11 protein-coding genes and 1 pseudogene are annotated in these 12,464 nt (G+C 73.2%); 8 read left to right on the forward strand and 4 right to left on the reverse strand.

Annotated elements, in window-relative coordinates:
- The first annotated feature begins 90 nt into the window (after positions 1–90).
- Positions 91–2,178 (forward strand): FUSC family protein, encoded by a 2,088-nt coding sequence (locus MVG78_RS09550; protein ID WP_247550988.1) that lies wholly within the window; start codon positions 91–93, stop codon positions 2,176–2,178.
- A gap of 31 nt (positions 2,179–2,209) precedes the next feature.
- Here the strand turns inward: MVG78_RS09550 and MVG78_RS09555 are convergent, their stop codons facing one another.
- Both MVG78_RS09555 and MVG78_RS09560 read right to left on the reverse strand, forming a co-directional pair.
- Positions 2,210–3,055 carry a TIGR01459 family HAD-type hydrolase gene (locus MVG78_RS09555; protein WP_247550990.1) on the reverse strand — a complete coding sequence of 282 codons (846 nt, stop codon included), beginning with the start codon at positions 3,053–3,055 and terminating at the stop codon, positions 2,210–2,212.
- Positions 3,052–4,113, reverse strand: coding sequence for a quinone-dependent dihydroorotate dehydrogenase (locus MVG78_RS09560; protein WP_247550991.1), 1,062 nt, complete (start codon positions 4,111–4,113; stop codon positions 3,052–3,054). Before MVG78_RS09560 ends, MVG78_RS09555 begins: the two co-directional genes overlap by 4 nt.
- A 155-nt stretch (positions 4,114–4,268) precedes the next feature.
- On the opposite strand from MVG78_RS09560, the gene MVG78_RS09565 reads away from it, so the two are divergent.
- The 5 genes from MVG78_RS09565 (at position 4,269) to MVG78_RS09585 (ending at position 9,147) form a co-directional block, all read left to right on the forward strand.
- Positions 4,269–5,117 carry a DMT family transporter gene (locus tag MVG78_RS09565; protein WP_247550993.1) on the forward strand — a complete coding sequence of 283 codons (849 nt, stop codon included), beginning with the start codon at positions 4,269–4,271 and terminating at the stop codon, positions 5,115–5,117.
- Positions 5,118–5,367: 250 nt separating this feature from the next.
- Positions 5,368–6,003 (forward strand): histidine phosphatase family protein, encoded by a 636-nt coding sequence (locus MVG78_RS09570; protein ID WP_247550995.1) that lies wholly within the window; start codon positions 5,368–5,370, stop codon positions 6,001–6,003.
- 85 nt (positions 6,004–6,088) lie between these two features.
- Positions 6,089–6,946: a lipid-binding SYLF domain-containing protein gene (locus MVG78_RS09575; RefSeq protein WP_247550997.1), complete on the forward strand. Its 858-nt coding sequence runs from the start codon at positions 6,089–6,091 to the stop codon at positions 6,944–6,946.
- Between the two features lie 164 nt (positions 6,947–7,110).
- Positions 7,111–7,998: a DUF2272 domain-containing protein gene (locus MVG78_RS09580; RefSeq protein WP_247550999.1), complete on the forward strand. Its 888-nt coding sequence runs from the start codon at positions 7,111–7,113 to the stop codon at positions 7,996–7,998.
- Between the two features lie 27 nt (positions 7,999–8,025).
- Positions 8,026–9,147 (forward strand): NADH:flavin oxidoreductase/NADH oxidase, encoded by a 1,122-nt coding sequence (locus MVG78_RS09585; protein ID WP_247551001.1) that lies wholly within the window; start codon positions 8,026–8,028, stop codon positions 9,145–9,147.
- 37 nt (positions 9,148–9,184) lie between these two features.
- Here MVG78_RS09585 and MVG78_RS09590 read toward each other — a convergent pair whose 3' ends face one another.
- Positions 9,185–9,478, reverse strand: a complete 294-nt coding sequence (locus MVG78_RS09590; protein WP_247560376.1) for an FKBP-type peptidyl-prolyl cis-trans isomerase — start codon at positions 9,476–9,478, stop codon at positions 9,185–9,187.
- Positions 9,479–9,689: 211 nt separating this feature from the next.
- Between MVG78_RS09590 and MVG78_RS09595 the strand changes: the two are divergent.
- Positions 9,690–10,861, forward strand: a pseudogene (locus MVG78_RS09595) (BaiN/RdsA family NAD(P)/FAD-dependent oxidoreductase).
- A 390-nt stretch (positions 10,862–11,251) separates the two neighbouring features.
- Here the strand turns inward: MVG78_RS09595 and MVG78_RS09600 are convergent.
- Entirely contained in the window at positions 11,252–12,001 is a 750-nt protein-coding gene (locus tag MVG78_RS09600) for an SDR family NAD(P)-dependent oxidoreductase (RefSeq protein ID WP_247551003.1), read from the reverse strand.
- Positions 12,002–12,238: 237 nt separating this feature from the next.
- On the opposite strand from MVG78_RS09600, the gene MVG78_RS09605 reads away from it, so the two are divergent.
- On the forward strand, positions 12,239–12,445 hold the full coding sequence (locus tag MVG78_RS09605) for a helix-turn-helix domain-containing protein (RefSeq protein ID WP_247551005.1): 207 nt from the start codon (positions 12,239–12,241) through the stop codon (positions 12,443–12,445).
- The last annotated feature ends 19 nt before the right edge of the window (positions 12,446–12,464 follow it).

The raw sequence follows: 12,464 nt of genomic DNA on the forward strand, positions 1-12,464 counted from the left end.
TGGCGGTGCGGCTGCGAAACCTCTTATGCTGCATCGCAGCAATCGTGAATCGGCCCTCATGATCCATCCTCTGGCGGAGGTGGTCCCGGCATGACGCACCGCGCGATGCCGGGAACCGCCCCGCCCTGGCCGGAGCGCCTCGCGGCCCGGCTGGGGCGCTGGTCGATCTCCCTGTCTCCCCGTGCCCTCAGCCTGGGCGAGGGGCTGCGCGCCGCCGCCGCCTGCGCCCTGGTGGTGCTGGCGATGGAGATCCTCCACTGGCCCGCCCTGTCCTGGGCGGCGATCGCGGCGCTCTGGACCTGCCTTGCCGATCCCGGCGGCCCGGGGCGGGAGCGGGCCCGGCTCATGGTGGGCTATGTGGCCGTCTCCACCCTGTGCGCCCTGGCGGGGGCGGTCAGCGGCGGGCTGGGCTGGCCGGTCGCGGCGGCGGTGCTGTGCCTCTGCACCTTCCTGGGCGGTCTGGGCCGCCTTTACGGCGCCGCCATCACCCAGGCCGCCACCCTGGCGGTGGTGGCCTGCGCGGTGGCGGCCGACCAGCCGGTCCATTCCGTCGCGGCGGCGCTGGAATTCGGATTGATCTTCGCCGGGGGCTGCCTCTGGGCGTTGCTGCTCAGCCTGACCATCTGGCGCATCCACCCCTTCCGTCCGTCGCGCCTCGCCCTGGCCGGGGCCTTCCGCGAACTTTCCGCATCCTGCGCCGATCTGGCCGGCCTTCTCGCGGAGGGGGTGCCGGAGCAGGCCTGGGGCGGGCATGTCGGGCGCCACCGCCGCGCCCTGCGCCTGTCCATCGAGGCCGCACGGGCCGCCCTGGAGCAGCTTCTCCGCGCCCGTGGCCTGCGGGATGCGGTGGGGCGGCTGCTGATCGGGGTGGAAACGGCGGAACGGCTCTTCGCCCTGCTGATCGCGCTGGAGGACCGGCTGGAGGAGCAGGGCCAGCGGCCCGGCCCGCCAGGCCAGGGACCGGAGCGGAGGGCCACCCGGCGCTGCCTGCGGCAACTGGCCGTGGTCCTGCTGCGCCAGTCCCGCCTGCTGGAAGCGGGGCGCCCCGCCGATGCCCGGCTGCGCGCCGCCCTGGCCCGGCTGGAGGCCATGACCGCCGCGCCGGAGGGCGGTGAGGACGAGGGGCTGCGCGCCATGGCCGCAGCCCTGCGCGGGCTGATCGACAACGCGCCGGCCGCCCCATCCGCGCCGCAGCCACGGCAGGCCCACCGGGGCTGGGTGCTGCTGCTGGCCAATCTGCGCTGGGAATCGCTGGTCTTCCGCCATGCCCTGCGTTCCGCCGTACTGGTGACGGGGGTGATGGTGCTGGCCCATCTCCTGCGGCTGCCGCAGGCCTATTGGGCCACCATGGCGGTGATCCTGGTGCAGCAGCCGGAGATCGCCACGACCTGGCCCCGGGCGCTGGAACGCGCGGTCGGCAGCGTGCTGGGCGGGCTGCTGGCCGCCCTGCTCGGCTGGTGGCTGAACGGGCCCCTGGCGCTGACCCTGGCGATCTTTCCCCTGGCCATGGCGACCATGGCGGTGCGGGGGGTGAGCTATGCGCTCTTCGTCTTCTTCCTCACGCCGCTCTTCGTGCTGCTGGTGGACCTGACGGAGCCAGGGGCGAGCCATGCCGGGCTGGCCGGGCTGCGCGCCTTCAACAACGTCCTGGGCAGTGTCGTCGCCCTGGCCGGGGCCATGCTGCTCTGGCCTGAGCGGGCGCCGCAGCGGCTGCGCCTGGCCCTGGCCGGGGCGATCTCGGCGCATGCGCGCTACGCCGCCCTGGCCTTCGGGACCGCGCCCGACCCGGCCGCGACCGAGGCGGCGCGGCGCGCGGCCGGGCTGGCCAGCGTCAATGCCGAGGCTTTGCGCGAGCGCGCCGCGCATGAGCCCTGGGGAGGTCTGGGCGCCCGGGATGGCGAGGCGCGGCAGGAGGCGGCCGGGACCGCCCTTCTTCTCCTGCGCCGGCTGGCCGGGGCCAGCACCGCCGCCTGGCTGCGGCCCGCTCCCCATGCCGGGGCGGCGGATTTCGGCGGGCCGCTGGCCGGCGGGCTGGAAAGCATGGCGGAGGCCCTGCGCACGGGGCGGAGCCCGCCGGAGCCCGCATGGCCGCCGGAGGACGGTCTGGGGCCGGAACAGCGCCGCGCCCTGCGGCAGGCCCGGCTGCTGTGGCAGGCCGCCGCGCGCTACCTGGGCTGACGCGCGCCCGCCGGGATCGGGGCTGGCCGGATCAGGGCCGGAAGGCGCGCAGCGCGGCGAGGGGCGAGACCTGCTCCGCGGCGGCGATGGTGTCGAGCTGGTCCGGCGCCAGGGCTGCGGAGAGGCCGTTCAGCACCCAGACGCAATCCAGCCCGGCGGCCCTGGCCCCGGCGAGGTCGGTGCGCGGCCCGTCGCCCACGGCGAGGACCCTATCCTTCGGCACGGCCAGCCGCCGCAGCACCGGGCCATAGACGATCGGGTCCGGCTTGCCGACCTCGAAGATGTCGGTGACGCCCAGCAGGCGGTAGCGGTCGGCGAAGGCGCCGGCGCAGAGCAGGGTGCGGCCGCCCACCACCACCTCGCGGTCCGGGTTCACGCAGACCATGGGCAGGCGTTTTTCGGCGCAGGCCTGGAGTACCGCGTCATAGGGCTCCAGGGCATGGGGGCCGAGCTGCGGGTCGGGGCCGGTGTTGAGCAGGAAATCCGCGCCGTCCGGCTGCTCCGCCAGGGTCAGGTCCAGCGTCTCGATCACGCTGAGGTCGGTGGCCGGGCCGAGATGGTAGGCGCGGCGGCCGAGCCGCGCGAACCAGGGATCGGTGCGGTCGCGCAGCATCTCCCAGGCGACCTCGCCCGAGGTCACGGCATCCACGTAGAGTTCGCGCGGCACGCCGAGCCGGGCGAGCAGTTCCTCGACCACCCAGGAACGGCGTGGGGCGTTGCTCAGGAAGACCACGCGCTTGCCGGCGGCCTGAAGCTGCGCCAGTGCCTCGGTGACGCCGGGATAGGCCTGCACCCCGTCATGGACCACGCCCCAGAGATCCACCACGAAGCCGTCATAGCGCTCCGCCAGCGGGGTGATGCCCTCGAAGACCTTCATGCCGCGTCCACTCCCACCGCGTCCGAGATATGCGCGAAGCCGTCGCGCCGCAGCAGCGCGGCCAGGCCGCGCTTGATGTCCGGGATCAGCGCCGGCCCCTCATAGGCCAGCGCCGCGTAGATCTGCACCAGCGAGGCCCCGGCCCGGATCTTGGCATAGGCCTGTTCCGCGCTGCCGACGCCGCCGGCCCCCACCAGCACCAGCCGCCCCCGCGCCAGCCGGTGCACCGCGGCCAGCATGGCGGTGGAGGGGGCGAAGAGCGGCGGGCCGGACAGGCCGCCCGCCTCGGTCCTGCGCGGCGAGCGCAGCGTCGCGGGGCGGGCGATGGTGGTGTTGGAAACGATGATTCCGGCCACGCCCTGGGCGATGCAGGCCTCCACGATGGCCGGCAGGGCCTCCTCGGCGAGGTCGGGGGCGATCTTCACCAGCAGCGGCGGCTGCGCCGGCAGCCCGGCGCGGCGCGCCGCCACGGCGGACAGGATGGCGGCCAGCCGCGCCTCCCCCTGAAGGTCCCGCAGGCCCGGCGTGTTGGGGGAGGAGACGTTCAGCGTCACGTAATCCGCATGCGGCGCCACGGCGGCATAGAGGGCCGGGTAGTCGCGCTCCGGATCGGCGCCTTCCTTGTTGATGCCGATATTGGCGCCCAGCACGGCGTGCAGCGGGCGGGGCAGGGCGGCCAGCCGCGCCACATAGGCGGCGAGGCCGCCATTGTTGAAGCCCATGCGGTTGATCACCGCCCGGTCTTCCTCCAGCCGGAAGAGGCGTGGCTTGGGGTTGCCCGCCTGGGGCCGGGGCGTGACCGTCCCGGCCTCGACGAGTCCGAAGCCCAGCCGCATCAGCGGCAGCACCGCCGCCGCGTCCTTGTCGAATCCGGCGGCGAGGCCGACCGGGTTGCGGAAGCGCAGCCCCAGCGCCTCGCTGGCCAGGATGGGATCGTCCGGCTTGCGGTCCTGGCCGGCGAGGCCGAGGCGGAGGGCCCTCAGCGCCGCGCCATGCGCGCGCTCGGGGTCCATGCCGCGCATCAGCGGCATGAGGGCGGAGGCGAGGGCAGGGGTCATGTCGGCGCCCCCTATGGACCGAAGCCGGGCATGGGGGAAGCGCCTGTTGCGCGGGTTGACCGCGCACCCGGCGCCGGGGAGAAGCCACGGCCGAGGACACGTGGCCGGCGCGCGACGCGCCCGGCCCGCGGGAGGGGATGGGGAGGCGGAACCCGGTGCGCGGACCTTTGCTGCTGCTGGCGGCGCTGGGCCTCTTCGCCCTGCTGGACACGAATTCCAAGCTGCTGTCGGGGCACTACCCGCCGCAGCAGGTGGTGGGAATCCGCTACGCCACCATGCTGGCCCTGCTGCTGCTCGCGCGCCTGCTGCGCCCCGGCCTGGGCGGCGATCTGGGGACGCGGCATCCCTGGCTGCACCTGCTGCGCGCCGCCGGGATGCTGGGCTCGGCCTTCGGATTCTTCCTGGCGCTGCGGGGCCTCGCTTTGGCCGAGGGCTATCTCGTCTATTTCACCGCGCCCTTCTTCACCCTGGCCCTGGCCGCGCTCTTCCTGCGGGAGCCGGTTCCCGCCTCGGCCTGGGGCTGGTGCGCGCTGGGCTTCGGCGGCGTGCTGATGTCGCTCCTGCCAGGGCTGACCGGGGGTGCGCCGGTGGCCTCCTATCTCTGGGCCCTGATGGGCACCGTCTGCTACTCCATCGTCATGACGATCAACCGCTGGCTGCGGCACGAGGCCGGGATGGCGCGGCTGATCCTCTGGACCGCGGCGCCCGGCCTGCTGGTGCTCCTGCCCTTCCTGCTGGAAAGCTGGGTGCCGCCCGGGGCGCGGGATACCGTGGCGCTGATGGCCAATGGCATCCTCTCCGGCGTGGCGTCGCTCTGCCTGGCCGGCGCCTTCCGCCATGCCTCGGCCTCCCGCCTCGCGCCTCTGGAATTCAGCGCGCTCGCCTATGCGGTGGTCTTCGACCTCGCGATCTGGGGCGTGGTGCCGGGGCCCTGGGCCATGGCCGGGGCGGCGGTGGTGATGCTGTCCGGGGTGATGAGCCAGCGCTCGGCCCGCGCGGCCTGAAGGCCCATGTGAGAATGGCCGCGGGCCGGCCTGGCGGGTCTTTTCCGCGCTGGGGGCGTCAGGTCCTTGCCCCGGTGCCCCGCATCGGGGCGGCGGATCGTCCTGCGCGGCACGCAAAATCCCTCGCCAGCCCTCCGCCGCCCATTCTCGAACGGGCACCGAGTGGCGGGCGACTCGTGCCGCCATGGCACGGGAGGGGCGCCCGGAATGGGGGCTCACACCGGCGTGCGCCACGGGCATAAGCGGCGCCATGATCCTGACGCGTCTCTTCCTGATCCGGCACGCCATCGTCGAGCCCTCGGCCCGGCTGACCATGTACGGGGACATGGACGTGCCGCTCTGCACCGTGGCCCTGGCGGCGGAGCAGGTGGCCCATGCCTGGCTGGCCGGGCGCCTGCCGCGCCCGGCCCGCTGGTTCTGCACGCCGCTGGCGCGGACCCGCTCCACCGCGGCGGCCATCTTCGCCGGCGGCTATCCCGAGCAGAGGCTGACCGAGCTGCCGGACATGCGGGAGCAGAATCTGGGCCGCTGGCAGGGGCTGACGCATGAGGAGTTCACCGCCCTGCTGCGCGACCCGCCGCACCCGTTCTGGCCGCATTCGGCCGAGGAGCGGCCGCCCGGCGGGGAAAGCGTGAGCGACGTGGTGAAGCGCGTCGGCCCGGTGCTGGAGGATCTGGTGGACAAGTATCCCGGCGAATCGCTGGTGATCGTGGCGCATGGCGGATCGATCCGCGCCGCGCTGGCCCATGCCTGCGGCTTCAGCCCCTATCAGGCGCTCCAGTTCTCCGTCCGCAACCTGTCCCTGACGCGGCTGGAGAATCTCAGCGGCCAGTGGCGCGTCGGCGCGGTGAACGAGGAGCCGCCCGGGCTCAGCGCGATGCACTGAGGCCGCCGCAGATCCGGCCCCTTGGTTCAAGGAAGACTTTACGGTTAGAACGGGGTCGGGACCAAGGGGTTAGGGGGAGAATTTGATGCGCCGTGCGATGTGTCTTGTGCTTCTCATGGCACTGACGGCCTGTGGCGGGGGGTCGATCCCGCCGGCCGCCGAGCAGCAGACGCTGGTGGACCGCGCGACGCTGACGGCACAGGAAATGCTGGGCCAGGGCGACCCGGGCGTCCGGCAGGACATCCAGAACTCGCTCCGCCGTTCCCGCGCCGTGATGATCTGCCCGCGCGTGCTGAAGGCCGGCTTCATCCTGGGCGCCCAGGGCGGGAGCTGCGTGCTGACGGCGCGCGACGGGGCCGGTTCCTGGTCCTCGCCCGCCTTCTACAGCTTCGGCTCGGGTTCGCTCGGCCTGCAGATCGGGTTGCAGGACGCGCAGCTCATGTTCTTCATCCTGACGGACAAGGGGCTGAACGCCGTGCTGGACAACCAGGTCAAGCTCGGCGGCGACATCTCCATCGCCCTGGTGACGGTGGGTGGCGGCCTGGGCGGCGCGACCACCACGGCGGCCGGGGCGGATGTCGTGGCCTATGCCAAGACCCGCGGCCTCTATGCCGGCATCACCCTCGATGGCGCGGTGATGAGCCCGTATCACGAGGGCAACCAGGCCTTCTACGGCCGCCCCGTCGGGGTGCGGGACATCGTGCTCAGCATGACCGCCTATAACCAGGGGGCCGATCCGCTGCGCGCGGTGCTGATGCAGTACGGCGCCGGCCAGGCCGCCGTGCCGCCCTCCCAGCCTTACGCGGCCCCGGCCCAGGGCGGCATCCCTGGCGGCGCCCCTGGTGGCGCTCCCTATGGGCAGGCGGCGCCGCCCGCCTATAGCGCCCCGGTGAGCGGGGCGGGTGGCGGCACCGGCGGGATCACGCGCGAAACGCTGCACTGAACGGGGACCGCACCGGCGGCCCCCGGCCCCCGATGCGGACCCGGACGGCAACCATGGCGTCCGGCAGGTGGGGGCGGTGCGCCGCCCGGACCCTGGCGGGTCCGCCGCTTCCATCCCACGCCCGCCCGGCATCCGGCGCGGGTCTTTCTGCGGATCGCCTCCTGATGCTGCTGTCCAGTCCTTCCCGTTCCGCCGGGAAGCGCGCCCGCGGGTTCCTACTGGCGCTCCTGCCGGCCCTGCTGCTCGCGGCCTGCGCCACGCCGCCCGCCGCGACCCGGGCCCTGCGGGAACCGCCGCTGTCCTACCCGCCCTCGGCCAAGGAGCGGATCATCCGCTTCGCCCTGACGGAATGGCAGGACTGGGGCGGCACCGTCACCGCGCCCGGCGAGAGGCGCCCGCCCAGCAAGGCGCCGGGGCCGGAATCGAGCCTGACCAATTTCCCGCGCGTCCTCGCCTATTGGCGGGCGGTGGAGGAGGACCGGCCGGTGATCGACCGGAACCGGGACCTCTACGCCGCCGCCCTGCAAGGCGCGGCGACGGCCCCCTGGCGCGAGCCTGCCTGGTCGGCGGCCTTCATTTCCTGGGTGATGCGCTCCGCCGGGGTGGATGTCCGGGAATTCCCCGGCAACGCGGCCCATTCCTTCTATCTGGATGCCATCATCGCCGATGCGCGGGACTTCCCCGCCCAGGCGCCCTTCATCCCGCGCAGCCTGGGCGGCTACGCCCCCGCGCCGGGCGACCTGGTCTGCGCCGACCGCTCGCGCCGGCCGCTCACCGACTGGCGGGACCGCCTGGGCGAGACCGGGAAGTTCCGCGCGATGCATTGCGACATCGTGGTGCGGGTCGCACCTTTCGTGGTGGAGGCCGTGGGGGGCAATGTGGAGGATACGGTCACGATGACCCGCTTCCCCACCGATGCGGCGGGGCGGCTCCTGCCCCGCCCGGCGGGCGAGCCGGTGCTGTTCGGCGTGATCGAGAACCGGATCGGCACGCTGCCGCCTTTCGGCGCCGTGGCACCCGCCGCCGGCAGCCGGGATGCGCCTCTGTCGTGAGGAAGACCCTGTGATGAAGGACCTGCCGTGAACGACACGCCCGCCCCCTCGCTCTTCGCGCCGCTGACCCTGCGCGGCGTGGCCCTGCCGAACCGGATCGGCGTCTCGCCCATGTGCCAGTACTGCTGCGCGCCGGACGGGAAGCCCACGGAGTGGCACCTGCAGCACCTCCTGTCCCGTGCCCTGGGCGGGGCCGGGCTGGTGATGACCGAGGCCGCCGCCGTGCTGCCGGAAGGGCGGATCACCCCCTGGGACCTGGGGATCTGGGAGGAGGCGCAGGTGCCGGGCCATGCCCGCCTCGCCGCCGCCATCGCCCGCACCGGGGCGGTGCCGGCGATCCAGCTCGCCCATGCCGGGCGCAAGGGCAGCCGCAACCCGCCCTGGAAGCATGGCCCGGCCTCGGAGCATGGCTGGGAGCCGGTGGGGCCGAGCGCCGTTCCCTTCGAGGGCTATGCCACGCCGCATGCCATGAGCGAGGCGGAGATCGGCGCCACGGTCGCGGCCTTCGTGGCAGCGGCGCGGCGCGCGGTGCGGGCGGGCTACCGGGTGGTCGAGCTCCATGCGGCGCATGGCTATCTGCTGCACCAGTTCCTCTCGCCCCTGGCGAACCACCGCAGCGACGGCTGGGGCGGCGATTTCGCCGGGCGGACGCGGCTGGCGCGGGAAACGGCGGCCGCGCTGCGCGCCGCCCTGCCGGGGGATGTGCCGCTCTGGGTGCGTATCAGCCACACCGACTGGGTGGAGGGCGGCTGGACCACGGAGGACAGCGTGGAGCTGGCGCGGCGGCTGCGGGAGGCCGGGGTGGACCTGGTGGATGTGTCCTCCGGCGGCAATGCGGCGCAGGCGCGGATCCCGGTCGGCCCCGGCTATCAGGTGCCGGGCGCGGCGGCGGTGCGGCGCGGCGCCGGCATCCCGGTGGCCGCGGTGGGCATGATCACCGAGCCGCATCAGGCCCAGGCGATCCTGGCCGAGGGCAAGGCGGATCTGGTGCTGCTGGCCCGGGCGGTGCTGAAGGACCCCTACTGGCCCGTCCGTGCCGCCGAGGCGCTGGGGCAGACGGACCGGCTCTCGATTCCGCCCCAGTACGAGCGCGGCTGGGGCCAGTACCCGCTGCGGGACGAGGTGGCGGCGCCGATGCCGCCGCTGTAGCGGGGGGGCCGGCGCCACGGCACCGGCCCGCTGCTCCTCAGCCGAGGCCGAGCAGCTCCACGTCGAAGATCAGCGTGGCGTTCGGCGGGATCACGCCACCGGCGCCGCGCGCGCCATAGCCGTGCTCCGGCGGCAGGACGAGGATGCGGCGGCCGCCCACCTTCATGGTGGAGACGCCGATATCCCAGCCGGAGATCACCTGCCCCATGCCGATCATGAACTGGAACGGGTCGCCGCGGTCGCGGGAGCTGTCGAACTTGCGGCCGGGCTGGCCCTGGTTGTCGAGCCAGCCGGTGTAATGGACGGTGACCCACTGGCCGGAGCGGGGGATTCCCCCTCGCCGACCACCTCGTCACGGTAGCGGATGCCCGAGGGCAGGGTGGTGTACTGGTCGGCGCTGTCGGTCATTCCCGAACTCCCTGGACTGGGTCCGGCCGCTTGTAGGGCAGGGCGGCGCCCAGGCCAAACCCGGGAGGGTGATTTCCCAGGGTGGATTTTCTGGGGTGATTTCCTGGGGCGGCCAACTGTTCTAGGGAGCCGCGATGGAATCCTTCGATGCGGTGATCCTCGGTGCCGGCGCGGCGGGGCTGATGTGCGCCATGGCGGCGGGGCAGCGCGGGCGGCGCGTGCTGCTGCTCGACCATGCGGAACAGGCCGGGGCCAAGATCCTGATCTCCGGCGGCGGGCGCTGCAACTTCACCAATCTGGGCGTGGTGCCGGAGCGCTTCTTTTCCGCAAACCCGCATTTCGCCAAGTCCGCCCTGCGCCGCTACACGCAGCACGACTTCCTGGCGCTGGTGGAGAAGCACCGCATCGCCTGGCACGAGAAGACGCTGGGGCAGCTTTTCTGCGACGGCTCGGCGCGGGCCATCCTCGGCATGCTGCTGGCGGAATGCCAGGCGGCGCGGGTGGAGATGCGGCTGCGGCACCGGATCACCGGGGTGGGCCATGACGGCGGCGGCTTCCGGGTGGAGACCGACCGGGGCGCCTTCGCCGCGCCCGCCCTGGTGCTGGCGACAGGCGGCCCCTCCATCCCCAAGATGGGCGCCACCGGCTTCGCCTATGAGGTGGCGCGGCGCTTCGGCCTGCCGCTGGTGGAGCCGCGCCCGGCGCTGGTGCCGCTGACCTTCGCCGGGGAGGCGCTGGAGATGATGCGCCCGCTGAGCGGCGTGTCGCTGGAGGCGGTGGCGCGCTGCGGCCGGCATGCCTTCCGGGAGGCCGTGCTGTTCACCCATCGCGGCCTGTCCGGTCCGGCCATCCTGCAGATCTCCTCGCCCTGGCGGGAGGGGAGGCGATCACCCTGGACCTGCTGCCGGAGCGCGACGCCGCCGCCTTCCTGATCGAGCGCAAGAACAGCCGCCCCCGCGCCGAGCTGCGGACCGTGCTGGGGGAGGTGCTGCCGCAGCGCCTGGCCGTGGCCCTGGCGGAAGGCGTGGCGCGGCCGATGGGAGAGTTGCCGGACCGGGAGTTGCGCCGGGTGGCGGAGGGGCTGAAGAGCCGCCGCCTGATCCCCAGCGGCACCGAGGGCTATGCCAAGGCCGAGGTCACGCTGGGCGGCATCGACACGCGGGCGCTGTCCTCCCAGACCATGGAGGCCCGCGAGGTGCCCGGCCTCTATGCGATCGGGGAGGCGGTGGATGTCACCGGCTGGCTCGGCGGCTACAACTTTCAATGGGCCTGGTCGAGCGGCTGGTGCGCCGGGCAGGCGCTCTGACGCCATCCGGAAGGTTCTTTTTCTGTTCCGGGGTGGCCCTGGTTGGAAATCAGCCTTTTCAAGGGTTTGTATTCGGGGCGCGCTTGCGTTCTATGGGGGGCATGCCCAAGCTCCGCGCCTTCCTCCGGAACCTTGCCACCGTGTCCGTGACCGTGCTGATCGGTACGGGGGTCGTCGCCCTGACGGGCTTTCCCTGGTGGGTCAGCGGGCCGCTCTATGTCGCCGTGGTGGCGGGGCTGCTGACCTGGGCCGAAAGCCTGCCGCCGCCGAAGCCCGCCAGGAAGCGGTGCGGAAGGCACCCTCCGCCCGCCGGCCCGGCAGCCCGGCGAAACCGCGCCGCAAGGCCGAGGCGGGGCCCCAGGCCCTGCTACCGGCACCGGACAGGAAGGGCTAGGTGCGGATCGAGTTGCCCCCGTCCACCGTCAGCGTGGCGCCGGTGACGTAGCCGGCCTTGCCGGAGCAGAGATAGAGCACCGCCGCCGCGGCATCGTCCGGCCCGCTGGTGCGGCCCAGCGGGATGCGGGTCAGCATGTTGGAGACGTATTCGTCGCTCAGCGGGCTGACCTCGCTGCCCGGGGCGAAGCCCGGCTCCACCGCGTTCACCCGGATGTTGCGGGGCGCGAAATCCAGCGCCAGCCCCTTGGTGAGCCGGTCCAGCGTGGTCTTGGAGGTGCAATAGGCGACACGGGCCGGGTTCATCTTGCGCGATGCGCCGGAGGAGATGTTGACGATGCTGCCGGGCACGCCCTCCGCCACCATCAGATGCGCCACCTCCCGCGACAGGATGAAGACGGCGCGGACATTGACGCCGAAGACCCGGTCCCACTCGCGGGTCGGCAGGTCGAAGAGATCGCCGCCGGGATAGATGCCGGCATTGTTCACCAGGATGTCCGCCCCGCCCCAGCGCGCCTTCACATGGGCTGTCAGGTCGCGGATCGAGGCTTCCTCCATCAGCTCGGTCCGGTGGAGCATCACGCGCTCCTCCGGCAGGCCCAGCTCCTCGGCCACCGATTCCAGCGCGTCCTGCCGGTTGTCGGAGAGGCAGAGGCGCGCGCCCTCGCGGGCGAAGGCCTGGGCGATCCAGCGCCCGTAGATGCCCCCGGCACCGGTGATGATGACGCGCTTGTCCTGGAATTCCATGTGCCGGGTCCGGTCGGAAGGGAAGGGCGCGCAGCATGGTCCTGGTGCGCGGGGCTGGCCAGGGGTTGCCATCCCTGCAAAGCCAGCGGGGCAGGGGCGCATGCAATTAGATTGCTACCTATTAGCTGCGTCCCTAGCTACCCGTCCATGTGCAGCGAGCGATCCCGTCTGGCCGCCGAGTTCGGGCGAGACCTTTTCCGCGCCGGCCAGGTCTGGCGGCGGGAGATGGATCTTGGCATGCGCCGTCTCGGCCTGTCGGACGGGACCTGGCGGCCGCTGCTCTATCTGGGCCGCATGGGCGGCGGCATCCGGCAGACGGATCTGGCCGGTGCCCTGGGAATCGAGGGGGCTTCGCTGGTGCGTCTGCTGGATGCGCTGGAACGGGGGGCCTGCTGCGCCGGCATCCCGATCCGGAAGACCGGCGTTCCAAGGTCCTGCAACTGACCGGGACGGGGCGGGAGAC

It is taken from the genome of Roseomonas gilardii subsp. gilardii (assembly GCF_023078375.1).
GTDB lineage: Bacteria > Pseudomonadota > Alphaproteobacteria > Acetobacterales > Acetobacteraceae > Roseomonas > Roseomonas gilardii.

Bases quoted from the DNA above. Each gene is read 5' to 3' on its own strand.
- MVG78_RS09570 (WP_247550995.1), top strand. From the start codon at position 5,368: ATGATCCTGACGCGTCTCTTCCTGATCCGGCACGCCATCGTCGAGCCC.
- MVG78_RS09580 (WP_247550999.1), top strand. From the start codon at position 7,111: ATGCTGCTGTCCAGTCCTTCCCGTTCCGCCGGGAAGCGCGCCCGCGGG.
- MVG78_RS09560 (WP_247550991.1), bottom strand. From the start codon at position 4,113: ATGACCCCTGCCCTCGCCTCCGCCCTCATGCCGCTGATGCGCGGCATG.
- MVG78_RS09575 (WP_247550997.1), top strand. From the start codon at position 6,089: ATGCGCCGTGCGATGTGTCTTGTGCTTCTCATGGCACTGACGGCCTGT.
- MVG78_RS09555 (WP_247550990.1), bottom strand. From the start codon at position 3,055: ATGAAGGTCTTCGAGGGCATCACCCCGCTGGCGGAGCGCTATGACGGC.
- MVG78_RS09600 (WP_247551003.1), bottom strand. From the start codon at position 12,001: ATGGAATTCCAGGACAAGCGCGTCATCATCACCGGTGCCGGGGGCATC.
- MVG78_RS09605 (WP_247551005.1), top strand. From the start codon at position 12,239: ATGCGCCGTCTCGGCCTGTCGGACGGGACCTGGCGGCCGCTGCTCTAT.
- MVG78_RS09550 (WP_247550988.1), top strand. From the start codon at position 91: ATGACGCACCGCGCGATGCCGGGAACCGCCCCGCCCTGGCCGGAGCGC.